This window comes from Mesorhizobium sp. C264A (assembly GCF_040324515.1).
Taxonomy (GTDB): Bacteria; Pseudomonadota; Alphaproteobacteria; order Rhizobiales; family Rhizobiaceae; genus Mesorhizobium.
Map to the genome: position 1 here is coordinate 1,693,208 of NZ_JAMYVY010000002.1, position 26,458 is coordinate 1,719,665.

Annotated in this window: 28 protein-coding genes, 1 other RNA gene and 1 pseudogene; 18 read left to right on the forward strand and 12 right to left on the reverse strand. The window is 61.3% G+C overall.

Annotated elements, in window-relative coordinates:
* Positions 1-12: 12 nt before the first annotated feature.
* The 11 genes and pseudogenes from NKL04_RS27265 to NKL04_RS27315 all read left to right on the forward strand — a co-directional run bounded on the left by NKL04_RS27265 (position 13) and on the right by NKL04_RS27315 (position 12,549).
* Entirely contained in the window at positions 13-1,014 is a 1,002-nt protein-coding gene (locus NKL04_RS27265; protein ID WP_023700251.1) for a 4-hydroxyproline epimerase, read from the forward strand.
* Between the two features lie 458 nt (positions 1,015-1,472).
* On the forward strand, positions 1,473-2,375 hold the full coding sequence (locus tag NKL04_RS27270; RefSeq protein WP_023688922.1) for a branched-chain amino acid ABC transporter permease: 903 nt from the start codon (positions 1,473-1,475) through the stop codon (positions 2,373-2,375).
* Positions 2,376-2,379: 4 nt separating this feature from the next.
* Entirely contained in the window at positions 2,380-3,975 is a 1,596-nt protein-coding gene (livM, locus tag NKL04_RS27275; RefSeq protein ID WP_023688923.1) for a high-affinity branched-chain amino acid ABC transporter permease LivM, read from the forward strand.
* Positions 3,975-5,081: pseudogene (locus NKL04_RS27280) on the forward strand (ABC transporter ATP-binding protein); the annotation flags it as partial. The gene livM and the pseudogene NKL04_RS27280, both read left to right, overlap by 1 nt.
* Positions 5,082-5,101: 20 nt before the next feature.
* Positions 5,102-5,830, forward strand: a complete 729-nt coding sequence (locus NKL04_RS27285; RefSeq protein ID WP_023668718.1) for an ABC transporter ATP-binding protein — start codon at positions 5,102-5,104, stop codon at positions 5,828-5,830.
* 112 nt (positions 5,831-5,942) lie between these two features.
* Positions 5,943-6,290: a DUF6867 family protein gene (locus tag NKL04_RS27290; RefSeq protein WP_023668719.1), complete on the forward strand. Its 348-nt coding sequence runs from the start codon at positions 5,943-5,945 to the stop codon at positions 6,288-6,290.
* 137 nt (positions 6,291-6,427) lie between these two features.
* Positions 6,428-7,549, forward strand: coding sequence for a branched-chain amino acid ABC transporter substrate-binding protein (locus NKL04_RS27295; protein ID WP_023668720.1), 1,122 nt, complete (start codon positions 6,428-6,430; stop codon positions 7,547-7,549).
* 279 nt (positions 7,550-7,828) lie between these two features.
* The gene (gene pyc / locus NKL04_RS27300; RefSeq protein ID WP_023700252.1) at positions 7,829-11,287 is read left to right on the forward strand and encodes a pyruvate carboxylase; all 3,459 of its coding nucleotides are present in this window, start codon (positions 7,829-7,831) and stop codon (positions 11,285-11,287) included.
* 149 nt (positions 11,288-11,436) lie between these two features.
* Positions 11,437-11,697: a DUF2312 domain-containing protein gene (locus NKL04_RS27305; protein ID WP_023668722.1), complete on the forward strand. Its 261-nt coding sequence runs from the start codon at positions 11,437-11,439 to the stop codon at positions 11,695-11,697.
* Positions 11,698-11,789: 92 nt separating this feature from the next.
* Positions 11,790-12,230, forward strand: a complete 441-nt coding sequence (locus tag NKL04_RS27310) for a hypothetical protein (RefSeq protein ID WP_023694568.1) — start codon at positions 11,790-11,792, stop codon at positions 12,228-12,230.
* A 7-nt stretch (positions 12,231-12,237) separates the two neighbouring features.
* Positions 12,238-12,549, forward strand: coding sequence for a hypothetical protein (locus NKL04_RS27315; RefSeq protein ID WP_023688926.1), 312 nt, complete (start codon positions 12,238-12,240; stop codon positions 12,547-12,549).
* 61 nt (positions 12,550-12,610) lie between these two features.
* Here the strand turns inward: NKL04_RS27315 and msrB are convergent, their stop codons facing one another.
* From msrB to NKL04_RS27340, 5 genes are all read right to left on the reverse strand, one after another.
* Positions 12,611-13,015: a peptide-methionine (R)-S-oxide reductase MsrB gene (msrB, locus tag NKL04_RS27320; RefSeq protein ID WP_013529102.1), complete on the reverse strand. Its 405-nt coding sequence runs from the start codon at positions 13,013-13,015 to the stop codon at positions 12,611-12,613.
* Between the two features lie 100 nt (positions 13,016-13,115).
* Positions 13,116-13,913, reverse strand: coding sequence for an MBL fold metallo-hydrolase (locus NKL04_RS27325; protein WP_023684142.1), 798 nt, complete (start codon positions 13,911-13,913; stop codon positions 13,116-13,118).
* 16 nt (positions 13,914-13,929) lie between these two features.
* Positions 13,930-15,120 (reverse strand): vWA domain-containing protein, encoded by a 1,191-nt coding sequence (locus tag NKL04_RS27330; protein ID WP_023700253.1) that lies wholly within the window; start codon positions 15,118-15,120, stop codon positions 13,930-13,932.
* Between the two features lie 306 nt (positions 15,121-15,426).
* Positions 15,427-15,873, reverse strand: coding sequence for a GNAT family N-acetyltransferase (locus NKL04_RS27335; protein ID WP_023668728.1), 447 nt, complete (start codon positions 15,871-15,873; stop codon positions 15,427-15,429).
* Positions 15,874-15,931: 58 nt separating this feature from the next.
* On the reverse strand, positions 15,932-16,795 hold the full coding sequence (locus tag NKL04_RS27340; RefSeq protein ID WP_023698426.1) for a LysR family transcriptional regulator: 864 nt from the start codon (positions 16,793-16,795) through the stop codon (positions 15,932-15,934).
* Positions 16,796-16,937: 142 nt separating this feature from the next.
* On the opposite strand from NKL04_RS27340, the gene NKL04_RS27345 reads away from it, so the two are divergent.
* Complete coding sequence (locus NKL04_RS27345; protein WP_023700254.1) at positions 16,938-18,476, forward strand: MFS transporter; 1,539 nt, start codon at positions 16,938-16,940, stop codon at positions 18,474-18,476.
* Positions 18,477-18,517: 41 nt separating this feature from the next.
* On the opposite strand, the gene NKL04_RS27350 is transcribed toward NKL04_RS27345, so the two are convergent.
* The 4 genes from NKL04_RS27350 to NKL04_RS27365 form a co-directional block, all read right to left on the reverse strand.
* Positions 18,518-19,357, reverse strand: coding sequence for an AAA family ATPase (locus NKL04_RS27350; protein ID WP_023700255.1), 840 nt, complete (start codon positions 19,355-19,357; stop codon positions 18,518-18,520).
* Between the two features lie 134 nt (positions 19,358-19,491).
* The gene (locus tag NKL04_RS27355; protein ID WP_023700256.1) at positions 19,492-19,854 is read right to left on the reverse strand and encodes an Imm8 family immunity protein; all 363 of its coding nucleotides are present in this window, start codon (positions 19,852-19,854) and stop codon (positions 19,492-19,494) included.
* 5 nt (positions 19,855-19,859) lie between these two features.
* The gene (locus NKL04_RS27360) at positions 19,860-20,747 is read right to left on the reverse strand and encodes a DDE-type integrase/transposase/recombinase (protein WP_023700257.1); all 888 of its coding nucleotides are present in this window, start codon (positions 20,745-20,747) and stop codon (positions 19,860-19,862) included.
* A 51-nt stretch (positions 20,748-20,798) separates the two neighbouring features.
* Positions 20,799-21,290 carry a hypothetical protein gene (locus NKL04_RS27365; protein ID WP_023700258.1) on the reverse strand — a complete coding sequence of 164 codons (492 nt, stop codon included), beginning with the start codon at positions 21,288-21,290 and terminating at the stop codon, positions 20,799-20,801.
* Between the two features lie 64 nt (positions 21,291-21,354).
* Between NKL04_RS27365 and NKL04_RS27370 the strand changes: the two genes are divergently transcribed.
* Positions 21,355-22,197, forward strand: coding sequence for a BRO family protein (locus tag NKL04_RS27370; protein WP_023700259.1), 843 nt, complete (start codon positions 21,355-21,357; stop codon positions 22,195-22,197).
* Here the strand turns inward: NKL04_RS27370 and NKL04_RS27375 are convergent.
* Together NKL04_RS27375 and NKL04_RS27380 are read right to left on the reverse strand one after the other, a co-directional pair.
* Positions 22,187-22,420 carry a hypothetical protein gene (locus tag NKL04_RS27375; protein WP_023700260.1) on the reverse strand — a complete coding sequence of 78 codons (234 nt, stop codon included), beginning with the start codon at positions 22,418-22,420 and terminating at the stop codon, positions 22,187-22,189. The genes NKL04_RS27370 and NKL04_RS27375 overlap by 11 nt on opposite strands.
* Positions 22,421-22,428: 8 nt before the next feature.
* The gene (locus NKL04_RS27380; protein ID WP_156951428.1) at positions 22,429-22,629 is read right to left on the reverse strand and encodes a hypothetical protein; all 201 of its coding nucleotides are present in this window, start codon (positions 22,627-22,629) and stop codon (positions 22,429-22,431) included.
* 149 nt (positions 22,630-22,778) lie between these two features.
* Here NKL04_RS27380 and ssrS point away from each other — a divergent pair.
* The 5 genes from ssrS to NKL04_RS27405 all read left to right on the forward strand — a co-directional run bounded on the left by ssrS (position 22,779) and on the right by NKL04_RS27405 (position 25,934).
* Positions 22,779-22,934: non-coding RNA, 6S RNA (gene ssrS, locus NKL04_RS27385), on the forward strand.
* A gap of 92 nt (positions 22,935-23,026) precedes the next feature.
* A complete protein-coding gene (locus NKL04_RS27390; RefSeq protein WP_023700262.1) occupies positions 23,027-23,611 on the forward strand; it encodes a 5-formyltetrahydrofolate cyclo-ligase in 585 nt (194 codons plus the stop codon).
* An 82-nt stretch (positions 23,612-23,693) separates the two neighbouring features.
* Positions 23,694-24,221, forward strand: coding sequence for a DUF3592 domain-containing protein (locus NKL04_RS27395; protein WP_198029286.1), 528 nt, complete (start codon positions 23,694-23,696; stop codon positions 24,219-24,221).
* A 56-nt stretch (positions 24,222-24,277) separates the two neighbouring features.
* Positions 24,278-25,102, forward strand: a complete 825-nt coding sequence (locus tag NKL04_RS27400; RefSeq protein ID WP_023700264.1) for a TIGR00282 family metallophosphoesterase — start codon at positions 24,278-24,280, stop codon at positions 25,100-25,102.
* Between the two features lie 70 nt (positions 25,103-25,172).
* Positions 25,173-25,934: a TerC family protein gene (locus NKL04_RS27405; protein WP_023700265.1), complete on the forward strand. Its 762-nt coding sequence runs from the start codon at positions 25,173-25,175 to the stop codon at positions 25,932-25,934.
* 21 nt (positions 25,935-25,955) lie between these two features.
* Here NKL04_RS27405 and NKL04_RS27410 read toward each other — a convergent pair whose 3' ends face one another.
* The gene (locus tag NKL04_RS27410) at positions 25,956-26,438 is read right to left on the reverse strand and encodes an SRPBCC family protein (protein ID WP_023698429.1); all 483 of its coding nucleotides are present in this window, start codon (positions 26,436-26,438) and stop codon (positions 25,956-25,958) included.
* Positions 26,439-26,458 lie beyond the last annotated feature (20 nt).

A 26,458-nucleotide genomic window follows, 5' to 3' on the forward strand; every position in this document is an offset into this window, starting at 1 on the left:
TTCGAGGAAATCATGGCCAAAAAATCCTTCTTTTGCATCGACGGCCATACCTGCGGTAATCCGGTGCGGCTGGTCGCCGGCGGCGGCCCTTTGCTTCAGGGGCCGACGATGATGGAGCGGCGGGCGCATTTCCTGGCGGAGTATGACTGGATCCGCACCGGGCTGATGTTCGAGCCGCGCGGCCACGATGTCATGTCGGGCTCGATCCTCTATCCGCCGACGCGCGAGGATTGCGACATAGCCATCCTGTTCATCGAGACGTCGGGCTGCCTGCCGATGTGCGGCCACGGCACGATCGGCACGGTGACGATGGCCATCGAACATGGGCTGATCAAGCCGAAGACACCCGGCGTGCTCCGGCTCGACACACCGGCCGGGCTGGTTATCGCCGAATACAAGCAAGTCGGCGACTATGTCGAGGAGGTGCGCATCACGAATGTGCCGTCCTTCCTTTATGCCGAGGGACTGACGGTCGACTGCCCGCTGCTTGGCGAGATCACTGTCGATGTCGCCTATGGCGGCAATTTCTACGCAATCGTCGAGCCGCAGGCGAATTTTCGCGACATGGCTGATTATTCCGCCAGCGATTTCATCGCCTGGAGCCCCGTGGTGCGGCAGCGGCTCAACGAGAAGTACTCGTTCGTGCATCCGGAAAACCCCGGCATCAACCGGCTGTCCCACATGCTGTGGACGGGCGAGCCGACAATGGCGGGCGCCGATGCGCGCAACGCGGTCTTCTATGGCGACAAGGCGATCGACCGCTCACCTTGCGGCACCGGCACCTCGGCGCGCATGGCGCAGCTCCACGCCAAGGGCAAGCTCAAGGCCGGCGACAGTTTTGTCCACGAATCGATCATCGGCTCGCTGTTCAAGGGCAAGGTCGAGAGGGATGTCACTGTTGCCGGCAAGCCGGCCATCATTCCCTCGATCGGCGGCTGGGCGCGGATGACCGGCCTGAACACCATCTTCATCGACGACCGCGATCCGTTCGCGCACGGTTTTGTGGTTAAGTGATACGGTAGGCTGCCGATCATCCACCGAGGCCAGGACTTGGACCCAGGGCGGGACCTCTTGGCGAAACCAGTCAGCGAAAGGTTAGCGCGTTGGGCGAGGCATCCACCGCCATAGTCGGAAGTAACCCATGTTGCAGCTGGTCACTACGGAATGTGGCTAAAAAACGAAGCCGCCAACAACGCAAGGATTCGTCTCATCACCTAATTCTGACCGGGATTTCTTCGAAATGAGGTCGCTGGTCCGGCTGAATCGTCAAAGACATTGCGTTATGCCAATGATAGGGTCCGCGATAGTCCAGGGGTCGGGAGCAAAAAAACGGGCAATCGGAAGGCGTGCCGGCAAAACACGCTGGACGTTTGAAAAATCACGTTGCAATCCGGGCTCGAAACTTTACGACTAGGGGAAATACCAAAAGGAATGCGTCTGCATGGGCGACATTCCAGGGGAGCCACGTACACATGCAGTACTTTGTCCAGCAGCTTATCAATGGGCTGACGCTGGGATCGATCTATGGGCTGATCGCAATCGGCTACACGATGGTCTACGGCATCATCGGCATGATCAACTTCGCCCACGGCGACATTTTCATGGTCGGGGCATTCGCCGCCCTCGTTGTCTTCCTCATCCTCGGCTCCTTGTTCTATTCGGTCCCGGTCGTCCTGGCGCTGCTGATCATGATGATCGTGGCGATGCTGCTCACCAGCCTCTACAACTGGACGATCGAGAAGGTGGCCTACCGGCCGCTGCGCGGTTCGTTCCGGCTGGCGCCGCTGATCACCGCCATCGGCATGTCGATCGCGCTGTCGAACTTCATCCAGGTGACGCAAGGTCCGCGCAACAAGCCGATCCCGCCGATGGTCAGCCAAGTCTACAACATCAACGGCATCAGCGTGTCGCTGAAGCAGATCATCATCGTCGTCGTCACCGCCGTGCTGCTGGCGCTGTTCTGGTACCTGGTCAACAGGACTTCCCTCGGCCGGGCGCAAAGGGCGTGCGAGCAGGACCGCAAGATGGCGGCGCTGCTCGGCGTCGATGTCGACCGTACGATCTCGATCACCTTCATCATGGGTGCAGCGCTTGCGGCCGTCGCGGGCACGTTATTCCTGATGTATTACGGCGTCATCGCCTTTTCCGACGGCTTTGTGCCGGGGGTCAAGGCCTTCACCGCGGCCGTTCTCGGCGGCATCGGGTCTCTGCCGGGCGCGGTGCTTGGCGGGCTTTTGATCGGCTTCATCGAGAGCATGTGGTCGGCGTATTTCTCGATCGACTACAAGGACGTCGCGGCGTTCTCGATCCTGGCGATCGTGCTGATCTTCCTGCCTTCCGGCATTTTGGGCCGGCCAGAAGTCGAAAAGGTCTGAGACAATGGCGGTTTCCGTATCCTCGGAGCGCGACACCGTCGCCTCCCCCGTGCAGCGTGCATTGCGCGAAGCGTTCTATGCCGGCGCCATCTCGCTGGGGTTGTTCATTCTCTTCATCGGCCTGAAGACCGACCAGAACATCAGCAACCAGCTGATCCTGGTGCAGCGCTGGTTGCTGCTCATCACCGTGGTCGTGCTGACCATGCTTGGCCGCTTCTTCTACATTGCATATGGCCAGCCGTTCATGGCCAATCAGAAGATCACCAATGTCGCCACCGGCCTGTTGCCGGCGAGCGTCGCGTCGCGCTTCTTCCTGCTTCCGGCCTTCATCGTCGCCGTCGTGCTGGCGGTTGTCCTGGTTGCGTCTGGCAGCGCCCTGCCGGCGTTGGTGGGACCCGATCTGGCCGGCTACCTTCAGTTCCTGCGCGCATTGGCTGTCATTTACGCGCTCGCTTGCGTGATCTTCTATTTCCGCTCCTTCATCCACGCCAATTTCACCAAGCTCGGCATTGCGGCGCTGGTGCTATACCCGATCCTCGTCGTCGTGGTGCTGTCGATCTACGCGTGGTCGATAACCGGCGGCCTGCAGGGCTCGTTGAAGTGGGTCGATAATTTCGGCATCCAGATCCTGATCTATGTGATGCTGGCCTGGGGGCTGAACATCGTCGTGGGCCTCGCCGGCCTGCTCGATCTCGGCTACGTCGCCTTTTACGCGGTCGGCGCCTATGCCTATGCGTTGCTCGGTTCGCAATACGGCCTGTCGTTCTGGATCCTGCTGCCCGCCGCCGGCGCCATGGCCGCCTTCTGGGGCGTTATGCTCGGCTTTCCGGTGCTCAGGCTTCGTGGCGATTACCTGGCGATCGTGACGCTGGCCTTCGGCGAGATCATCCGCCTGGTGCTGATCAACTGGCGTGAAGTCACCAACGGCTCGGCCGGCATCTCCGGCATCCCGAAGGTCACCTTCTTCGGCCTGATGACGTTTAATTCGACCGACCCGAACTACATCGGCAAGGTGCTGCACATTGCCCAGTCGAGCGCCTACTACAAGATCTTCCTCTACTATCTGATTCTCGGGCTGGCGCTGCTGACCGCCTTCGTCACCATCAGGCTCAGGCGCATGCCTGTCGGCCGCGCCTGGGAGGCGCTGCGCGAGGACGAGATTGCCTGCCGCTCGCTTGGCATCAACACCACCACCACCAAGCTCACCGCCTTTGCCACCGGCGCCATGTTCGGCGGTTTTGCCGGCGCCTTCTTCGCCGCACGGCAAGGCTTCGTCAGCCCTGAATCCTTCGTCTTCCTGGAATCGGCGATCATCCTGGCCATCGTGGTGCTCGGCGGCATGGGCTCGCTGGTCGGCATCGCGGTCGCCGCGCTGGTGATGATCGGCGGCACCGAGGCGCTGCGCGAACTCGATTTCCTGAAAAGTGTCTTCGGAAAAGATTTCACCCCGGAGCTTTACCGCATGCTTTTGTTCGGCATGGCGATGGTCATCGTCATGCTGTGGAAGCCGCGCGGCTTTGTCGGCAGCCGTGAACCGACGGCCTTCCTCAGTGAACGAAAAGCGGTCTCCTCCTCCTTCACCAAGGAAGGGCACGGCTGATGAGCGCGACCTCCATTCAGAAGACCAATCCGGGTATGAAAGACGCCATCCTCCAGGTCGAGCATCTTTCGATGAAGTTCGGCGGCCTGATCGCCATCGGCGATCTGTCGTTCCAGGCCAAGCGCGGCGAGATCACCGCTCTGATCGGACCCAATGGCGCCGGCAAGACCACCGTCTTCAATTGCATCACCGGCTTCTACAAGCCGTCGGAAGGCATGATTACGCTCAACCGGGCCGACGGCTCGAGCTTCCTGCTCGAACGGCTGCCCAATCATGAGATCCCGGCGCGCGCCAAGGTGGCGCGCACCTTCCAGAACATCCGCCTGTTCTCGGGCATGACGCTGCTGGAGAATCTGCTGGTTGCCCAGCACAACAAGCTGATGAAGGCATCCGGCTATACGATCCTGGGCCTGTTCGGGATCGGCGGCTACCGCAGAGCCTCGGCTGAATCGGTGGAGCTTGCCAAGCACTGGCTGGAGAAGGCCGACCTTGTCGATCGCGCCGACGATCCGGCCGGCGACCTGCCCTATGGCGCGCAGCGGCGCCTCGAGATTGCGCGCGCCATGTGCACTGGGCCCGAACTTCTGTGCCTCGACGAGCCTGCGGCCGGTCTCAATCCGAAGGAGTCGGCTGCGCTGAATTCGCTGCTGATGGACATCAAGAGCAGTACCTCGATCCTGCTGATCGAACATGACATGTCGGTGGTCATGCAGATTTCCGACCATGTCGTGGTGCTTGAATATGGCCGCAAGATTTCCGACGGCAGCCCGCAATCGGTGCGTACCGACCCGCGCGTCATCGCCGCCTATCTCGGCGTCGACGACGAGGAGGTCGAGACGGTGCTGACCGAGGTCGGCGATGAAGACGTCATCGAGCAGCTGGACATCGGGCCGGATTCGGCTCACGGACCAGGCACATCGTCTTCCTATCTCGCCGGCCCGGTAAGCGACACGATCGGCCACAGCCAGGGCGAGCGGGTCACAGTGTCGAAGGGAGCTTCAAAGGCCACCCAATACGATACAAGAGCCAACTCCGCGCCAAGAGCACCGTCCGAGCGTCTAACGGCCAAGTCCAAACCGGCGGCCACCAAATCCCCGACAGGCAAGCCGCGCGGAGGGCGTAAGTGATGGCCGAGACAACGCTGCTCGACATCAAGGGCGTCGAGACCTACTACGGCAACATCAAGGCGCTGAACGGCGTCGATGTCCACGTCAACCAGGGCGAGATCGTCGCGCTGATCGGCGCCAACGGCGCCGGCAAGTCGACGCTGATGATGACCATCTTCGGTGCGCCGCGCGCTCGTGCCGGCTCAATCACTTTCGCCGGCACCGACATCACCCAGATGCCGACGCACGAGATCGCCCGCATGCGCATTGCGCAGTCGCCGGAAGGCAGGCGCATTTTCCCGCGCATGACGGTGATGGAAAACCTGCAGATGGGCGCCGGTCTCGACAATCTCAAGCACTATGACGAAGATGCTGAGAAGGTGTTCGCGCTGTTCCCGCGCCTCAAGGAGCGCATTGCCCAGCGCGGCGGCACGCTGTCGGGCGGTGAGCAGCAGATGCTGTCGATCGGACGTGCGCTGATGGCGCGGCCTAAGCTGCTGTTGCTCGACGAGCCGTCGCTGGGTCTGGCGCCGCTGATCGTCAAGCAGATCTTCGATGCCATCCGCGAGCTGAACCGCACGCAAGGGCTGACCGTGTTCCTGGTCGAGCAGAACGCCTTCGGTGCGCTCAAGCTCGCCACGCGCGGCTATGTCATGGTCAACGGCAACGTGACCATGAGCGGCACAGGCAAGGAATTGCTCGCCAATCCGGAAGTGCGGGCGGCCTATCTCGAAGGCGGCCATCACTGATTTTGGAGCGGAATGTATGCATACGGTATTCCGCTCCAACTTGTTTGTTTGTCGCATGACCTTTGTCCGAAAAGTCTGCAACTTTTCGGGATCATGCTAGGGAGTCTTCATCATGCAAGGCATTCTTCACGAGGAACCTTCCATCTGGCAGTTCTTCTTCGTCACCTGTCTGCTCGGCGGCTGGGCGGCATGGATGACCGGCAAGGCCAGCGCCCAGACATGGCGCAGCCTGCCGGCGCTGTTCGCCTATCTGCTGGGCCTCGGCATCGGCATCAGGTTCATCCATCATGCCTTGTTCGGCGGCACGATGTTTTCGCTACAATACTATGTCGTGGACACAATCGTGCTCATGATATTGGGGTTTGTCGGCTATCAATACACGCGTACGAACCAGATGGTGACGCAGTATAATTGGCTTTACGAACGGGCTTCGATCTTAAGCTGGAAACCGAAAGGTTGACGTTCATCATTAACGCCGTTCCGGGGATGAATCGGCGTGACAAGGGCCTGAAAATCGGCAAAGTACGCTTTCTGCGATAAGGGTGGGCATCGCATGAAAGTTTCATCCACGCCCACCTCGTAAATGGGAGCGTTTAAATGAAGAAATCACTTTTGTCCGCCGTTGCCCTGACCGCGCTTGTCGCGTTCGGTGGCAATGCATGGGCTGACGTTATCGTCGGCGTCGCAGGTCCGATCACCGGTCCGAATGCGGCCTTCGGTGCGCAGCTGCAGAAGGGTGCGGAAGCGGCCGTTGCCGACATCAACGCAGCAGGCGGCATGAACGGCGAGCAGATCAAGCTCGAAGTCGGCGACGACGTCTCCGATCCGAAGCAGGGCATTTCGGTCGGCAACAAGTTCGTCGGCGACGGCGTGAAGTTCGTGATCGGCCACTTCAACTCGGGCGTCTCGATCCCGGTTTCGCAGGAAGTCTACGTCGACAACAACATCGTCGAAGTGACGCCTGCGGCGACCAACCCGAAATTCACCGAGCGCGGCCTGTGGAACGTGTTCCGCACCTGCGGACGCGATGACCAGCAGGGCGGCATCGCCGGCGGCTATATCGCGACCAACTTCAAGGACGCCAAGGTTGCCGTCATCCACGACAAGACCCCCTATGGTCAGGGCCTTGCCGACGAGACCAAGAAGGCGATGAACGCAGCCGGCCTGACCGAAGTCATGTACGAAGGCGTCAATGTCGGCGACAAGGACTTCTCGGCGCTGATTGCCAAGATGAAGGATGCCGGTGTTACCCTGATCTATTGGGGCGGCCTGCATACCGAAGCCGGCCTGATCATCCGCCAGTCGGCGGACCAGGGCCTCAAGGCTACCCTGATGTCGGGCGACGGCATCGTCACCGACGAGCTGGCTGCGATCGCCGGCGATGCGGTTATCGGCACGCTCAACACCTTCGGTCCCGATCCGCGCCTGATCCCGGAGAACAAGGCACTGGTCGAGAAGTTCCGCGCTCAGGGCTTCGAGCCGGAAGCCTACACTCTCTACTCCTACGCCGCCATGCAGGTGATCGCCGAGGCTGCTGCCGTGGCCAAGTCGAACGACCCCGTGGAAGTGGCCAAGGCGCTGCACGAGAAGGGTCCGTTCAAGACCGTTCTGGGCGATCTCGCCTATGACGCGAAGGGCGATCCGAAGCTCCCGGGCTACATCATGTACGAATGGAAGAAGGGTCCGGACGGCAAGATCTCCTGGTTCCCGAAGTCGTAATTCGGGACACAGCTCTATGGAATGCCCGGCGCTCGCGCCGGGCATTTTTCTTTGGTGACAGGGCGCAGCGAGGGTGGCTGGATAAGCCGCTAGCCGGGTCGAATTTGTGCGGGCACGACAATTAGCGTCACCTCGCGACGCCAATCGCACGCATCTTTTCGATCGGTGGTGCTAGAATCGCATTTAAATCGGTTTAACCTCTCCCCGATTTTGGTTGCACTGCAGCATTTTCGCGTTAATCATGCCTCTGCCCCACCCTCCTGTCCGGAGCCTGCTTCCTTGGCCATCACGAAGATCCTCGTCGCCAACCGGTCCGAAATTGCCATCCGCGTCTTTCGCGCGGCCAACGAGCTCGGCCTCAAAACCGTGGCGATCTGGGCCGAGGAGGACAAATATTCGCTGCATCGGTTCAAGGCCGATGAAAGCTACCAGGTCGGGCGCGGGCCGCATCTGGCCAGGGACATGGGGCCGATCGAAAGCTATCTGTCGATCGAGGAAGTGATCCGCGTCGCCAGGCTGTCCGGCGCCGACGCCATCCATCCAGGCTATGGCCTTCTGTCGGAAAGCCCTGAATTCGCAGATGCCTGCGCCGAGGCCGGCATCACCTTCATCGGACCGAAGCCCGACACGATGCGCCGGCTCGGCAACAAGGTCGCCGCGCGCAATCTGGCCATCGAGGTTGGCGTGCCGGTGGTGCCGGCAACCGAACCGCTGCCGGACGACATGGAAGCAGTCAAGCAGCTCGCCAAGACAGTCGGCTATCCGGTGATGCTCAAGGCATCGTGGGGCGGGGGCGGGCGCGGCATGCGCGCCATCCGCACGGAAGCCGACCTCGCCCGCGAGGTGATGGAAGGCAAGCGCGAGGCCAAGGCCGCCTTCGGCAAGGACGAGGTCTATCTCGAAAAGCTGATCGAGCGCGCCCGCCATGTCGAAGTCCAGGTGCTCGGCGACACGCATGGCAACGCTGTACATCTGTTCGAGCGCGACTGCTCGATCCAGCGCCGCAACCAGAAGGTCGTCGAACGGGCGCCGGCGCCCTATCTCAGCGAGGTATTGCGCCAGGAGCTTTGCGGCTATGCGCTCAAGATCGCGCGGGAGACCAGCTATATCGGCGCCGGTACGGTGGAATTCCTGCAGGACGCCGACACCGGCAAATTCTACTTCATCGAGGTCAATCCGCGCATCCAGGTCGAGCACACCGTCACCGAGCAGGTGACCGGCATCGACATCGTCAAGGCGCAGATCCACATACTGGAAGGCTTTGCCATCGGCACGAAAGAGTCGGGCGTGCCGGCGCAGGCCGACATCAGGCTGAACGGTCATGCGCTGCAGTGCCGCATCACGACCGAGGATCCGGAGCATAGTTTCATTCCGGACTACGGCCGCATCACCGCTTATCGCGAAGCCGCCGGTTTCGGCATCCGCCTCGACGGCGGCACCGCCTATTCGGGCGCGGTCATCACCCGCTTCTACGATCCGCTGCTGGAGAAGGTGACTGCCTGGGCGCCGACACCGGCCGAGGCGATCGCCCGCATGAACCGGGCGTTGCGCGAGTTCCGCATCCGCGGCGTGGCGACCAACCTCACCTTCCTCGAGGCAATCATCAACCACCCGCGCTTCGCCGATAATTCCTATACGACCAGGTTCATCGACACGACGCCGGAGCTGTTCGCGCAGGTGAAGCGGCAGGACCGCGCCACCAAGCTGCTCAACTATCTGGCCGACGTCAGCGTCAACGGCCATCCCGAAACCCGCGGCCGTCCGATGCCCAAGGCCGATGCGGCAGCGCCTGTCGTGCCCTATCTCAACGGCAATGTGCCTGATGGCAGCAAGCAGAAGCTCGACGCGTTGGGGCCGGAGAAATTCGCTGCCTGGATGCGTGAGCAAAAAGAGGTGCTTGTCACCGACACGACGATGCGCGACGGCCACCAGTCGCTGCTCGCCACCCGTATGCGCACGCATGACATTGCCGGCATCGCCGGCACATATGCGCGGGCGCTGCCGCGGCTGCTGTCGCTGGAATGCTGGGGCGGCGCCACTTTCGACGTCGCCATGCGCTTCCTGACCGAGGATCCGTGGGAGCGGCTGAGCAAAGTGCGCGAAGCCGCCCCCAACCTTTTGCTGCAGATGCTTCTGCGCGGCGCCAACGGCGTCGGCTACACCAACTATCCCGACAATGTGGTGCAACATTTCGTCAGCCATGCGGCGGCCGGCGGCGTCGACCTGTTCCGCGTATTCGACTGCCTGAACTGGGTCGAGAATATGCGCGTCGCCATGGACGCGGTGGGCGCCGAGGGCAAGCTGGTCGAAGCGGCGATCTGCTACACCGGCGACATCCTCGATCCGGCGCGCGCCAAATACGACCTTAAATACTATGTCGGGTTGGCGAAAGAATTGCAGGCAGCCGGCGCGCATATCATCGCCGTCAAGGACATGGCCGGGCTTTTGAAGCCTGCCGCCGCCCGCGTGCTGTTCAAGGCGCTGCGCGAGGCCACCGACCTGCCGATCCATTTCCACACCCACGACACGTCAGGCCTGTCGGCGGCGACGGTGCTGGCGGGCGTGGAAAGTGGCGTCGACGCCATCGACGCGGCGATGGATTCCTTCTCCGGCAACACCTCGCAGCCTTGCCTGGGCTCGATCGTCGAGGCGCTGAAGGGAACCGAGCGCGATCCCGGCCTCGATCCGCAATGGATCCGCAAAATCTCCTTCTACTGGGAAGCGGTGCGCAACCAGTATGCCGCCTTCGAAAGCGACCTCAAGGGGCCAGCCTCGGAAGTCTATCTGCACGAAATGCCGGGCGGCCAGTTCACCAACCTCAAGGAACAGGCGCGTTCGCTGGGGCTGGAAACGCGTTGGCACGAGGTGGCACAAGCCTATCACGACGTCAATTTGATGTTCGGTGACATCGTCAAGGTGACGCCGTCGTCCAAGGTGGTCGGCGACATGGCGCTGATGATGGTGAGCCAGGATCTGACCGTTGCCGACGTCGAAAACCCGGCCAAGGACATCGCCTTCCCGGACTCGGTCGTCTCGATGCTGCACGGCGATCTCGGCCAGTCGCCCGGCGGCTGGCCTGCGAAGCTGCAGAAGAAGGCATTGAAGGAAACCAAGCCGATCACCGTACGGCCGGGCTCGCTGCTCAAGCCAGCCGACCTCAAGGCCAGCCGCAGGGAGATCGAGCAGAAGCTGGAGCGCAAGCTCTCGGAGTACGAATTCGCCTCCTGGCTGATGTATCCGAAGGTGTTCACCGACTTCGCCGCCGCGCAGGAAACCTACGGGCCGGTCAGTGTGCTGCCGACGCCGACCTATTTCTACGGCATGAAGTCCGAGGATGAGATCTTCCTGGACATCGAAAAAGGCAAGACGCTTGTAGTGCGCTGCCTTGCGATCGGCGACGTCGATGAGAAGGGCATGGTCACCGTGTTCTTCGAGCTCAACGGCCAGCCGCGCCGTGTCCGGGTGCCGGACAGGGCGCATGGCGCCTCGGCGGCCAAGGCTCGGCGCAAGGCCGAGCCCGGCAACGAGGCGCATGTCGGCGCGCCGATGCCGGGCGTGGTCTCCGCCCTTTCGGTTGCCGCCGGCCAAGCTGTCAAGGCCGGCGACGTGCTGTTGTCGATCGAAGCCATGAAGATGGAGACGGCCCTGCATGCCGAGCGCGACGGCACAGTGGCCGAAGTGCTGGTCAAGGCCGGCGATCAGATCGATGCGAAGGATCTGTTGATCGCGTTTGGCTGACGCGCGGATCCATCACACTGGGGACGGCTGGCAGCAGCCGTTCACGAAGCGCCGATAATGGCTTGACCCGCCGCGCCTGCTCGGGCATCGAACCCGCTCCCAATTTACCGCGCCAGAATCGCGGTGCGAAAAAGTAGCGGAGAAAAAACATGGCCGACGACATCACAGATACCAGCCAGACTGTTGCCGCCGGCCAGTTGCGCGCCTTCATCGAGCGCATCGAGCGGCTCGAGGAAGAAAAGAAGACCATCGCCGACGACATCAAGGAAGTGTTCGCCGAGGCCAAGGGCACCGGCTTCGACACCAAGGCGATGCGGTCGATCATCCGGCTGCGCAAGAAGGACCAGGCCGAGCGCCAGGAAGAGGAAACCATCCTCGATCTCTACAAGGCCGCGCTCGGCATGGTGTAAGGCAGTCTGGAAATTCTACTCCGGCTGATATCGCCAGAGCGAATTCGAAACAGTCTCGGGCCAAGGAATGATGCTGGAACGGGCATCGAACCATGAGCGAATTCGACTTCGGCGCCCGCCGCGCCTCTGAATTCCGCCAACGCAGCTTCTGGGCGCTGTTCGCCGAACGGCATCCGGAGGAACGCGCTTCCATGGCGCGGCGCGGACCCTGGTTCTGGCAGCGCGGGCTGCCCGACTTCGCTCTGGTCCTGTCCATGTATGTCGCGCCGGCGCAAAGCCAAGTTGGCGTCTTTTTCGGCCGTAACGAGAAGTTCGGCGCGACCGGGGTCTGGTCGCGGCTGAAGCCGTTCCAACCGGCAATCGAAGACAGGCTGAAGCTCAGGCCGGAGCAGAGCTGCGAGGCCCTCGGCATCAATTCGATGTGGCGGGTGAACTGCTATGCCGAGGACAACTGGCCGGCCATGGCCGACTGGCTGGTGACGGAATGCTCGCGCTTCGAGCGCGCCGTCACCGACGTGCTGAGAGAGGGATAGCTATCAGGTGTTGGTGCAAAGCATCGGATCCTTCTTCGGCTCGCGCTGGCAAGGCGCGGTTCCGGTCGAGCGGTTGTTCTGGCGCGATCTAGTCCTTGTCGGCACTGCGATCAACATCGCCTCGTCGGTGGCCGCGCTCATTCTGCTCGGCTTGAAGCTGCCGCTCGCCGTCGTCCTGGCGGTGCATTTCGCGCCCGTGCCCTACAACATCTTTCTGACCTTTGCCGTCTGGCGAACCACGGAAAAATCCAGTGGCGCCAAGGCTTCGTTGATGACGCTCGGGGCTACGCTTTGGCTGATCCTGGTGGTGGTTGTCTGAGAAGATTGACACGAAAAAGGCGGCCGAAGCCGCCCTTTGAAGATGGTGGTCAAGCCGCGGCTTAAGCCGCCGGCTCGAATTTCAGCGCCACGCCGTTGATGCAATAGCGCAGGCCGGTCGGCGGCGGGCCGTCCTCGAAGACATGGCCGAGATGGCTGCCGCAGCGGGCGCAGTGGCATTCGGTGCGGACCATGCCGTAGCTGCGGTCGACGGTGTTTTCGACCGAACCGGGCACCGGATCATTGAAGCTCGGCCAGCCGGTGCCGCTCTCGAACTTGAGCTTGGATTCGAACAGCGGCTGGTCGCAGCCGACGCAGGAAAAGGTGCCGGCGCGCTTTTCGTAGAGCAGCGCGCAGCTTCCGGGCCGTTCGGTGCCATGGCCGCGCATGACCGCATATTGCTCGGGCGTCAGGCGGGCGCGCCATTCGGCGTCGGTGCGGGTGACAGGGTAGGTGTGGGTGTCCATTTGATCTCCTCAGCCTTGGCGGCTTGTTGTTGGTTGCAAGCTATATTCGCTTAGAGATAGGCGTTTGTTACGTGTTTTGCTCGCATTTTCAGCCGAGCTCCTACCCAATCGCCTGAAGATAGCGGGCGATCGACGCATGAAATGCCGTTCTTGCGCCGCCGATGATGTTCTGCTGCCACCACGCGCCGTAGATGTCGTCGAATTCGAAAGGCTCAAGTGCCGCCGCGATGCGTCGCACGGCCGGCGCATTGAGCGGAATGTAGTTCGGATAGCTGTACATGAAGCTGACATGGCGACGCGTCGGCGTCACCTGCAATATGTCGCCGGACAGCAGGGCGTTACCGTCATCGCGTTTCCAATGCAGCACCTGGCCGCCGGCAAAATGGCCACCGCAACGCACGAGTGTCAGCGACGGGTTTATGGCCAGCGTCTCGCCCGCCCAGCTGACGATGGCGTTGTGCGGCCGCATGATCCACTGGCGGTCGTCGGCATGGAGATAGATCGGCACGCCGCCAAACGCCTCGCTCCACTCGACCATCACCGAATAATAGTGGCAGTGCGAAATGGCGATCGCGGCCAGGCCGCCGCGACGGTTGATTTCGGCTACCGCCTCGTCGCTCACCATCGAGATGCAATCCCACAGCACATTGCCGTGCGGCGTCTGCGCCAGCAGCGCCCGCTGGCCGATAGCAAAGCGCGGCTCGATGCCGAAAGCGAGAACGCCGGCATCGTCCTTCATCACAAGCCTATGCCCGGCAGAGAGTTCTTCCCCAGTGATCCAGGCCTGGCCTTCCCAGCGCACATATTGCCGCTCGTCCTCGCAGATCGGGCAATTTTCTGGAGGGGTCTGCGTTGCCGCGAACTGGACGCCGCATTGCGGGCAAAGAAAGCAGGTCATCGGTTTTCCTCTCATATCAATGCTTGCGTGAAAGCTGCTTGGTCGCGGCTTCCAGCCCGGCCATCGTCAGCGGGAACATGCGGCCGCCGAAGAGATCGCGGATCATCGCGATCGAATGGGTGAAGCCCCAGTTTTTCTGGTTTTCGGGGTTCAGCCAGACCGCATTCGGCCATTGCTGCAGCAGCCGGCCAAGCCAGACGCTGCCGGCTTCCGGGTTCCAATGCTCGACCGAGCCGCCGGGATGCGCGATCTCGTAAGGGCTCATCGAAGCGTCGCCGACGACGATGACCTTGTAGTCCGGGCCGTATTTGTGGAGCAGGTCGAAGGTCGGGATGGTCTCGGCATGCCTGCGGCGGTTGTCCTTCCAGACGCCCTCGTAGAGGCAGTTGTGGAAGTAGAAATATTCGAGCTGGCGGAATTCGGCGCGGGCGGCCGAAAACAGCTCCTCGACGCTTTTGATGTGGTCGTCCATCGAGCCGCCGACATCGAAGAACATCAAGAGCTTCACGGCGTTGCGCCGTTCGGGGCGCGTCTGCACATCGAGATAGCCGTGCTCGGCGGTGGCATGGATGGTGCCGGGCAGGTCGAACTCTTCCTCCGCACCCTCGCGCACCCAGCGGCGCAGGCGCTTCAGCGCCACCTTGATGTTGCGGGTGCCGAGCTCGACGGCGTCGTCGAAATTTTTGAACTCGCGCTTGTCCCAGACTTTCACCGCACGGCGATTGCGGCTTTCATGCTGGCCGATGCGCACGCCTTCGGGATTGTAGCCATAGGCGCCGAAAGGCGAAGTGCCGCCGGTGCCGATCCATTTCGAGCCGCCCTGATGGCGGCCTTTCTGCTCCTCCAGCCGCTGCTTCAGTGTCTCCATCAGCTTGTCGAAACCGCCGAGCGCCTCGATCAGTTTCTTCTCTTCCTCGGTCAGGTGCTTTTCGGCGAGCCGGCGCAGCCATTCCTCAGGGATGTTGGCGACACCGACGGCATCGGGGCCGGTGAGCGCCTCGATCCCCTTGAAGACATGCGCAAACACCTGGTCGAAGCGGTCGATATGGCGTTCGTCCTTCACAAGCGCGGCGCGGGCGAGGTAGTAAAAACCCTGGACGTCATAGTCGACCAGCCCGGCCTCCAGCCCTTCCAGCAGCGACAGATATTCCCTGAGCGAAACGGGAACCCGCGCGGCCTTTAGTTCGAGAAAGAAGGGGAGGAACATGGTTGGCCGTTATCTATGCCGAACGGTCACGGCGGAGTCGCCACGGGCACTGTCGATTTCGCCGGATTGCAGAAGATTTGCCACAGTACGTGGGTTGGGCATGGGCAAGTGCTTTGCGATGCGGGCTTCCGCCCCATTCGCGCATAGCCGACGCGGCATCGGCTATCGCTTCAGCCGGGTTTGCGCCGGCCCCGTGGCAGCCGGCGAGATAGGGCATCCGCACTCCCCAAACGCCGTCACTGCCATCCACGATTCCGACATAGCGGATCATTCGGCTCCTTCCGCGTTATTTCGATCGCGCTCGCATCATAGCAGATCATACTCGATAAAACCTGTCCGCCGCGCGACATGGTCGTAGAGCTTGCGCGCTGTGGCGTTGGTTTCGTGGGTCATCCAATAGACGTTCTTGACGCCGATCTTGCCGGCTTCCTGCTTGACCGCTTCAATGAGGGCCGCACCGATGCCCTTGCCGCGCACATCAGGGTCGGCGAACAGGTCCTGCAGGTAGCAGTTGTTTTTCTCCGACCAGCCGGAGCGGTGATAGAGATAATGGGTCAGGCCGACCGCCTTGCCGTCGAGCGTGGCGATAAACCCCTTCGGTTCGAATTCACCTTCCGTGAACAGTCGTTTCCAGGTGATGTCGTAGACCTCGTCGGGCAGCTTGGTCTCGTAGAAGGTGAGGTAGGCAGTCCACAGCCGCCGCCAGTCGGCATGGTCGGCCAGCGCCAGCGGGCGGACGGTGATCTCCGTCATTTCGGTTCCTCCAAAGCCTTATCGGATTCCGGCGGAATCAGATCGGAAACACCATCGCCTAATCCACCGGCGAATTGTACTCGCGAAATGCGGTCGCCAGCATTTGCAGCGCGTCACGCGCCCGCGGCGCCAGATTGTGCGAATGCAGGACCACTTCGGAGGGGTCAAGCGACGGCAGGCCGAGCTTGCGGCCAACCTCGATCAGGCCGGGCGGAGCGACGCAGTGAGCCAGCGCCGAAACGGCAAAGCCCGCCGATATCGCAATGTTGACGGCCGCGCCGCCGCCGCCGACGAAGGCCTCCTCCCAGGCGATGCCTGCTTTGTCCAGCGCCTCGACCGCCCGCACACGATCCGGACAGTTGCACACGGTGCTTAAGAGCGCGAGGCGCAACGGCGTTCCGCGCTGCCACTCGAAGGAAGGTGCTGCGAACCAGCCATAGTGGTTGCGCGACAAGGTCCGGCCAGGACGGCTGTCGCCTTCGCGGTGCACGATGACTGCATCGAGCTCGCCGTGATCGAAAGCTTCCTTGAGCACCGTGCTGGTATCGATCCTCAAACTGAGCGTCAGCGATGGATCGTGCGCATGGAGCTGGGCAATCAGAATGGACAGCGCCGGACCGGCGGCATGATCGACAAAGCCGAGCGCAAGCCGGCACGGTGCTGACGCAAACTCCGCCATGGCGCGCTCGTGCGCGGCAAGGAAGTCACGCGCGGCGGGGAGGAAGACGGCGCCTCGTGCCGACAGGCTGACGCGGCGCGGCGTTCTTTCAATCAATCGCGCGCCGAGCTTCTCCTCAAGGCGGCGCAGCTTGACGCTGATCGTCGCCTGCGTGCTGCCCAGCGCCGATGCCGCCTGGGTGAAGCTCTGCAGATCGGCCACCATCACAAAGGTTCGTACGGCGTCCACATCAAGACTGGTCATCGCAGCACTCCATTGGGCCGATCATTCCGTTTTGTCATTTCTGATATAGCCGAGCATAGCCTTTTTTCATGGTCGAGTCTCCTCTATCTCAAACTGGTCGCGGTTTGAAGAGCGCCTCATGCTCGGATGGAAAGAGATCGATATGCCAATTCAACGAAACACCATAGCGCTCACCGGCGTGTGCCTGGCGTCGCTGCTGTTCGGGCTCGAAATCTCCAGCGTGCCGGTGATCCTGCCGAAACTGGAAAGCGTGCTCGCCGGCAATTTCAGGGATTTGCAGTGGATCATGAATGCCTACACCATCGCCTGCACGACAGTGCTGATGGCGACAGGGACATTGGCCGACCGTTTCGGCCGCAAGAGCGTGATGGTGATCACCACCGTCGCCTTCGGCCTCGCCTCGCTGCTGTGCGGCCTGGCTCCGAGTGCTGCACTGCTGATAGCCGCCCGCTTCCTGCAAGGCCTCGCCGGCGGCGCGATGCTGACCTGCAGCGTCGCCGTGCTGTCTCACCAGTTCCAGGACGGCCGCGAACGCGGCAAGGCTTTCGTCGCCTGGAGCGTCGTCTCAGGCATCGGGCTCGGTTTCGGGCCCGCCATCGGTGGCTTGATCGTGGCGCTGTCGAACTGGCAATGGGTGTTCCTCATCCACGTGCCGCTGGCGATCCTGGCGCTCGCCTTTATCGGCGCCGGTGTCACGCAATCGCGCGATCACAACGCCCAGAAGCTCGACTGGGCCGGCATGCTGACGCTGTCGGCGGCGGTGTTCGGCTTTTCCTATCTGATCACGCAAGGTGCGGATCTCGGGACCAGCGCCCGCATCGGCGTGATATCAGCCTCCGTGGCTGCGTTCATCGCTTTCCTTGTGGCCGAGAGGGTGAATCCCTATCCGATGTTCGATTTCTCCGCGTTCCGCATCCGCCAGTTTTCCGGCGCGATCATGGGCGCCATCGGCATGAATTTCAGTTACTGGCCGTTCATCATCTATCTGCCGATCTATTATTCGGGCGTTCTCGGCTATGACAGCACGACGACCGGCCTGCTGTTGCTCGTCTACACGCTGCCCTTCATGGTGATGCCGCCGATCGCCGAGCGCATTCGCGCGCGCTATCAGGCACGAATTGCCATCCCGCTCGGTCTGCTGACGCTAGGGATCGGTTTCATCGCCATGTGGATCGGCTCCAGGCTCGAGGGCGCCACCTGGCTGACCATGCTGCCCGGCACGCTGATTGCCGGCATCGGCATCGGTCTCACCAATTCGCCGACCACCAATACCACGACCGGCGCGGTATCGCCGGATCGTGCCGGCATGGCGTCCGGCATCGACATCAGCGCACGCCTGATCACGCTCGCTATCAACATCGCGGTGCTCGGCCTGCTGCTGACGCAAGGTATCGTTTCCCACCTGCGGGCCACACTCGGCGCGGCTTTGGAGCCGGATGAGTTGCGGGCACTGGCGGAAAGGGTCGCCACCGGCAATCTGGAGGGCCTTGCGCAGGGGACGCCGAAGCTCGCAGCCCTCGACCCATCCGGCGCCATCGTGCATGCCGCGCTGGTCAATGGTTTCGGCTGGGTCATGCTCTATTGCGGGATCGGCGTTCTCGCCCTGTCGGTCATCGGCTTCGTCATCTTCGGGCCGAAGCGCGTCGCGCCGCAGGAGAGAGGGTTTGCTCCCGCGGAGTAAGCGGCCAAAGCCGCCCGTAGCTGTCAGCCAACCCTCGATCCTCACCCCTGCCGTCTGGCCATGAAGGCCAGGCGTTCAAACAGATGCACGTCCTGTTCGTTCTTGAGCAGTGCGCCGTGCAGCTTCGGCAGCGCGCTCCTGGGGTCGGCGCGCAGATCCTCGGGTGCGATGTCGTCGGCGACCAGCAGGCGGATCCAGTCGAGCGCCTCGGAGGTCGACGGCTTCTTCTTCAACCCCTGCACATCGCGGATCTCGTAGAACTGGGTCAGGGCAGCACGCACCAAATTCTGCTTTATGCCGGGATAGTGCACGTCGACGATTTTGTGCAGCGTGTCGACATCGGGAAAGCGGATGTAGTGGAAGAAGCACCGGCGCAGGAAGGCGTCGGGCAGTTCCTTCTCATTGTTGGAAGTGATGATGACGATGGGGCGCACAGCGGCGCGGATCGTTTCGCCGGTTTCGTAGACGAAGAACTCCATCCGGTCGAGTTCCTGCAGCAGGTCGTTGGGGAATTCGATATCGGCCTTGTCGATCTCGTCGATCAACAGCACGACCTTCTTACCGGCCGCGAAGGCGTGCCAGAGCTTGCCGCGCTTGATGTAGTTTTTGATGTCGTTGAACCTGGCATCGCCGAGCTGGCTGTCGCGCAGCCGCGAGACAGCATCATATTCATACAGTCCCTGCTGCGCACGGGTGGTCGACTTGACGTGCCATTCGATCAGGTCGAGGCCGAGCGCCGATGCCACCTGGCGGGCAAGCTCGGTCTTGCCGGTGCCCGGCTCGCCCTTGACCAGCAACGGCCGCTCCAGCGCGATCGCGGCGTTCACCGCCACCATCAGATCCTTGTCGGCGACATAGGCCGCCGTGCCTTCGAAACGCATACTTGCTCCTCGGTTGGTCAGCGCGAGCGTAAGGACGCTGCTTGACCTGTGCAAGGGCGAGCCGGCTGCGACCAAAGCGTGTGAGATCGAAATGGAAACATCGGCTCATGTCAGGTAGTGTCTCAGTTTGAAATTCAGAGCTTGTATTCGAATTCCCATAGCCCGACCCGCGAAAGCTCAAAGGCTATCTCATGCCAGCTATTGCCCTCAGCCGAAGCACATCGAGCGATGAGAAATTTTTCCAGTTGAAGGTGATCGAACGTCCGCATGAAAATCACGCTTTCACCAGAAAATACCGCTTCTTTGTGGGACCGAAGAAACCATGTCGGCGAACACACCGTGGCAGTGAAAGCATCCGAGCCTTCTTTGCCCTCTTCTCCCGCATAGAAATCAATGGTGACCGAAAAATCAGTTGGATCGGACGGACGCCATGTAGAGAGATCGAACGCGAGTTTATCGGCTTCCACAATCCTATGACCCTTATACTCCGCTTTCATGAAACTCACTGTTCCCGCTTCTTATAAGGACCTCGTTTCCCCGGCTTCGGAGCAACAGCGTCCATCTTCTCGCAAAGATCTTCCATGGACCAGAGAGTTTGTGACACGCCAGCCGCCATTGCCGGCGTCGTTTTCAGCGTCTTGTGCATTTTTATGAAGTTGTACCAGACCGTGTAAATCGCGACCATGTGGACATGGTTTTCGAACTTCTTTGAGAACGCATTGGTCAGGCGTGTGAAGCGGCGGTTTGCCATGCGCATGGTGAGATTAGCGCGCTCGATATGCGACGTGCTGACATGCATCGGGTCCGGGTTGCCTTCAATCCGCGTCTTGGTTGCGCCGGTGCAGACGGCGGGGCTGTAGCGGCGCTCTGGCGAGGTCTTCTTGCCTTCCGGTTCGCCGTACTGCTTGATCAGCATCGCATAGTCGATGTCCGCTCCAAATGCTTCCTCGACCGCATTGAGATAGGCGCGGTGACCGTCGGTCGTAAGCTGGACGCGGTTTGCAAGACGGTCCTTCACGTCATCCATGAATGCCAGTGCATATTCGCCATCGCGACCGCCCACGAGCCAGGAAATGATAAGCTTGCTGTCGCTGTCGAGAGCGGTCCACGTCCACACGTCGCCAGCGCCTTCAACCGGGGCTTTCATGGCCGAAACGTTCTTGGCCTTCGCGCCGACGAACGACCAGATTTCATCGCACTGGACGCGCTTGGAAGCCACGTTTCGGACTTCACTGTCATGCAGATCGGCGCAGAACTTGCCGGCATCGACCAGCAGCTTTGAAACCGTGTTGATCGACACGTCGGCAACGGGGGAGGTAGAGCGCATCGAAGAACCCTCGCAAAGCATGGTGAGGATTTGGACGCGGGTTTTGAGGGGCAGCTTGTTCATGCCCCTCATATGTGAACTTTTATGCTTAGTGTCAAGCATCAAAAGTTCACTTTAAAACGGAATGTCTTCGTCCGGTTCCGGTTCCGGTGGTCGTGATGGCCGAGGCGGCGTTGGCCTTCCAAAGTTCGGCGGTGGCTCGGCCGCTTCCTCCTCGATTGTTTCGTGGCCTAGTTCGGCCAATCCAAACGTGTTCGGGGCTGGACGTGTAAAAATCTCTCCGCGCCGAACATATGCGGCGAGCGAGCTTGTCAGCGATGCCTTCGCCTCCCGCGTGGCTTCCCGGCCAAGCGCTTCCAGTATCTCGTTGATATGGACAGGGGCTCGCTTCTTTAGGATCACATGCCGCGCATCTGCGACAGCGCTTCCGGTGCGCAGCACGGTTTCCGCATCGGTATTGTTGTCGTCGCCGTCGGTGGCCAACATTTTGAGGATGTCCCGCAACGCCTGAACATAGACGCGAGCTACCTTGGTCTTCTCTTCGAGAGACGCGACCTCCTGCTCTTTTTTGCGAAGGCGCTCTTCAATCTTCTTCCGTTCGGTCATGCCATCGACTCCTGTATGTGACGATGGTATGTGATGGGATGCATCACGCGCAAGAGGATTCGACATGGTAACAGCGATTGAGGAACTTCCTGCCTACCGATCAACCATCGACCGACTGGAAAAGCTCAGACAGGAAGGCTCGAACGGGCAGGAATACTGGATGGCCCGGGATATCCATCCAGTGTTGGGTTACCCTGTATGGGATAAGTTCGAGCCAGTGATTGAGCGTGCCGCCTCCTCATTCACGGCTAACACGATTGATCCGTCACATCATATTGCTCGTGCAAGCAAAATGATGGAACTCGGAGGGGGCGGAAAACGAGAAGGCTTGGATTACTTCCTCAGTCGCGCCGCGTGCCGTCTCATCGCCATGAACGGCGACCCGAGCAAAGCCGAGATCGCCGCCGCTCAGGCTTACTTCGTTGTCCAGACCCATCGCATGGAAGCAGAAGACGCACTGACCCAGGATGAGAAGCGGCTGAATCTGCGGGACAAAGTGACGACCGCGTTCCGCACTGTCAGCGGAGTGGCGAAGGAAGCTGGCGTCCCCAATTCGAAGCAAGCTCTGTTTCACGATGCCCGGTATCAGGGCCTCTATGATATGCCGAGACGCGATGTGATGGCGCGAAAAGGTTTGAAGCGGGAAGACAACCCCTTCGACTACGCCGGGCCGCTGGAATTGTCGGCAAACGAATTTCAGATGAACATGGCCGCTGACGTCATCAAAAAAGAAGGCATCAAAGGCGAATACCGGGTCATAGACCGCAATAAGAAGATTGCGCAGGACGTGCGGAAGGTGATGCGCGAAAACGGCTCAACGATGCCGGAAAACCTTCCGGTTGCCGAGCCGATTAGGGTAGTCGAAAAGAGAGTGAAGGCGGCCCGCAAACTCGAAATTAAGTCTTAGCCCACCGCTTTTCCGCTGCCTTCTTGGCAATTTCAGCGCGCCGCTCTGGCGTCATGTTCTCGGCGCGCTTCTTCCCGCCCTTGGCGCCCAGCGCCTTCGCAGCGGGGTCTTTGCCGTCGTCGATCACGGTGTCGTCTTCATCGCCAGTGGCAATGCGCATGACGCGGCCGGCGTTGCCGATCACGTCGGCGGGGCGCTTCTGGCCTTTAGGTCCGGTTGGCATTGCTACTCCTATGTGCTTTCCAGAGTGACAAACACCAGCGGCACCTTCTCCACGTCCGCCGGCTGCGGCGCATGTGTTATCTCGGTTACCGCGTAGATGGCCAGACTATCGCCGGATGGCATGTGCACCCAGTCGCCTATCACAGGCGTTGACGCGAAGGTCCACATCGACGCTTCGTTTTCAATTTTAACAAGGCAACGGATCGCCACACAACCACTCCATGCTTTCCGCTAAGCATATAGGCGTTTCCGCCTATGCGGGCAAACCCGGATAGGCGCTTTCGCATATTTCAAATTTCAAACTGAGACACTACCTCATGTCACTAGCGCTTGACCGACCAGCCGCCTATATTGGGCTTGGCGGTCTGCGCTTCCCGGCAGGAGAACATTTTCCCCGGGGCCTTAACGATCCTTAGGGAGCTGTCCCTGGGAAGACCCGTGGGTTTTCTCATACGGCGCCCACCTACTTTGTAGGTTCCCGGGATCGCTCTCTCCACCGGTTGTGTGGATCGTCACTTACCTGTATCCGCCCAGTTTGGCGGATGATGTGGTAGAAAACGTCGCTCATGAAACGTCACCCAGATCCGACCTTTTCTATCGTCCGCGCATGACATCTCCCAAAGCCCTGAAAAAGCAGCTGCGCCTCGAGGCACTCGGCCGCCGCGATGCGCTCGATCCGCTGTGGCGGGTGGAGATCGCGCTTGAGATGGCCGAGACGGCGCGCGACCACCTCGCCATCGAGCCGGGTCAGATCGTTTCAGCTTTCTGGCCGATGCGATCGGAAGTCGACATCAGGCCGCTGATGTTCGCCTTGCGCGAGAAGGGGGCCAGGCTTTGCCTGCCGGCCATCCTCGACAAGACCACCATCGTCTTTCGCGAACTGGTGCGCGGCGCGCCGATGGTCGAGATGGGTTTTGGCACGGTCGGTCCGCATGCGGAGGCCGAGGTTCTCGATCCCGCGGTGATGCTGGTGCCGCTCGCGGCCTTCGACAGCCGCGGTCATCGCATCGGGTATGGCGCCGGCTATTACGACCGCGCCATCGCCAGGCTGATCGACGAGGGCCAGCCGCCACGACTGATCGGCGTCGCTTTCGATTGCCAGGAGGTGGGTCTCGTGCCGGATGAGGCGCACGACGTCATCATCCCGGAAATACTGACCGAGAGCGGTTTGCGCCGCTTCGACATCGCTTAAAAGACCGCGATCCCGCTTAACGCGTTTCCAAGACGTGCCGGATAGTATTCCGGCAACACAGTCCGAGCCGATGGCGGCCATCATGTTTGTCTTCGCACGCTTCCTGCTGATGCCGTTCGTCCTTATCGCGGTGGCGCTGTTCGCGATGGCAGTGCATATTGTGGGAACTGCCCTGCATCACCAGTTCGCCTGGCAGCAGGCCGTTGCCACTGTGACGGATGTCAGTTCCTACAGCGAAGCCCAGGGTAATGGCCTCACCGCGAAAGGCATCAACGTCGCTGTCACCTATGTCGCGAACGATGCACCGATGACGTGGTCCGGCAAGGGAAAGGACATCGGCCTCTACACGGCGTCCAAAGGCGACGCGGTGGAGTTGTATTACAACCCTGCCAATCCATCGATCCTCGATACCGCGGCGATGAAGGGCTGGCGCGGCGGGCTGTTGCTCCTGGCCGCTACTGGTGGGTTCACTGTTTTCTACGTCTGGTTCTTCTGGCTGCGCGGACGCGCCGCACCGCCGGCGTCACCGATGATGCCTTCGGCAGTTCGCGTCGCGGGCGCGAGCGCAAAGCCGTCTCAACGGCAGCGTGGTACTTTCGGCCGGCGTTAGCGCCAATCGCCCGGGTAGCGCTTGCCTAGCGTCCGTGCCTCTGGATAGAAGTGGGCATGAGACTTCTCTTCCTCGGCGACATGGTGGGCAAATCGGGACGTACGGCGGTGTGGGAACAACTGCCCAGCCTGATCTCGGATTTCAAACTCGACTTCGTCATCGTCAATGGCGAGAACGCCGCCGGCGGCTTCGGCATCACCGAAGACATTTTTCGCGACACCATCGCCGCCGGTGCCGATGTCGTCACCACCGGCAACCATGTCTGGGACCAGCGCGACGCACTGATCTTCGCGCCGCGCGAGGAGCGCTTTTTGCGCCCGTCCAACTTCCCCAAGGGAACGCCGGGGCGCGGTTCCGGCGTCTATATCGCCAAAAACGGCGCGCGCGTGCTGGTCGCCAACATCATGGGCCGGGTGTTCATGCATCCCGAGCTCGACGATCCGTTCCAGGCCGGCGAGCGCGAGCTGGCCGCCTGTCCGCTGGGCGAGCAGGCCGATGCCGTGGTCATCGACTTCCATGCCGAAGCGACCTCGGAGAAAATGTGCTTCGCGCATTTCGTCGACGGCCGCGCCAGCCTCGTCATCGGCACCCATACGCACCAGCCGACGGCCGACCACCAGATCCTCAATGGCGGCACCGGCTACATGTCCGATGCCGGCATGTGCGGCGACTATGATTCCTCGCTCGGCATGGACAAGGAAGAGCCGCTCAACCGCTTCCTGTCGAAAGTGCCGAAAGGCCGCTTCGAGGCGGCGACCGGACCGGCGACATTGTGCGGCGTCGGCGTCGACATTTCCGACCGGACGGGCCTGGCCGAAAAGATCGCGCCGTTTCGCCGCGGGCCTCGGCTTGAAGAAACCGCGCCATCGTTCTGGTCGTGACATTGATATGGTGGAATATAGTACCTAACTGGCGACGAAACTGCTCTAGATCGTAGAGGGGACGACCTCCGTGCAGCTCGTTGAATTCCTGGCGCCGCATTTTCAATTTGTTGCCGATCCAACCGCGTGGGTCGCGTTGCTGACGCTGATCGTCCTCGAGGTCGTGCTCGGCATCGACAATCTGATCTTCATCTCGATCCTGACCAACAAATTGCCTGAGGCGCAGCGCGCCCGCGCCCGCCGTCTCGGCATCTCGGCGGCGCTGATCATGCGGCTGGTGCTGCTCGCAACCATCTCCATCATCGTGCAGCTGACGACGCCGGTGTTCACAGCGTTCGGCCATGGCTTTTCCTGGCGCGACCTGATCCTGATTGCCGGCGGCCTGTTCCTGGTCTGGAAGGCGACCAAGGAAATCCACCACACCGTCGATCCCGACGACCACAAGGATACGATGATGGGCGAGACGCTGCAGATCTCGCTTGCCGGCGCCATCTTCCAGATCCTGCTGCTCGATCTCGTCTTTTCGATCGATTCGATCATCACCGCCGTCGGCATGACCGACGAGATTGCCATCATGTACATCGCCGTGATCGTGGCGGTGAGCGTGATGATGCTGGCGGCCGGGCCGCTGGCCAATTTCATCGCCAAGAACCCGAGCATCGTCATGCTGGCGCTGGGCTTCCTGCTGATGATCGGCATGACGCTGATCGCCGACGGCATGGGCTATCATGTGCCGAAGGGCTACATCTACGCCGCGATGGGCTTTTCCGCCCTGGTCGAGGGCCTCAACATGCTGGCGCGGCGAAGGAAGAAATCCAGCGGTGGGCATTGAGGCTGGGCGATCGGGGCGATCCTAGCGCCCCGGCACGCCCTTCGGATAACGGTCGCCGATCAGGCCAAGCGACAGGCCCTGTTCCAGCCATGCTTTGGCACCAGCCAACACCAGTGCGAAGCCGTCGGTCGAGCCGACCGCCTGCTTGACCTGCTCGTCGGCGGTGCCGGCGAAGCCGAAATTGCTGACCTCAAGAAAGGTCGCACCGTCAGGCGTTTCGGCGCCGGGCATCTCCGTGAATGTCCAGACCACAGTGGTCGGCGGATCGCTCCATTGCATGACGATCTTCTTGTTCTCGACGATCTCGCTGACATTGACCATCGCCGAGGCCCCGTACATGCGCCACTCCCAGCGAACCTCTTTGCGGCTATCCAGCCGGCCGCTACTGTGGGTAAACCAGAATTTCGTGGTGATGGCCGGGTCGACGATCGCCTCGAAGACCTCGGCGACCGGCCGCCTGATCAGCATGCCGGCTTCGGCAGTCGGCGTTTTGTGAATTTCCATCGATGCTCCTTTCCTTGTCC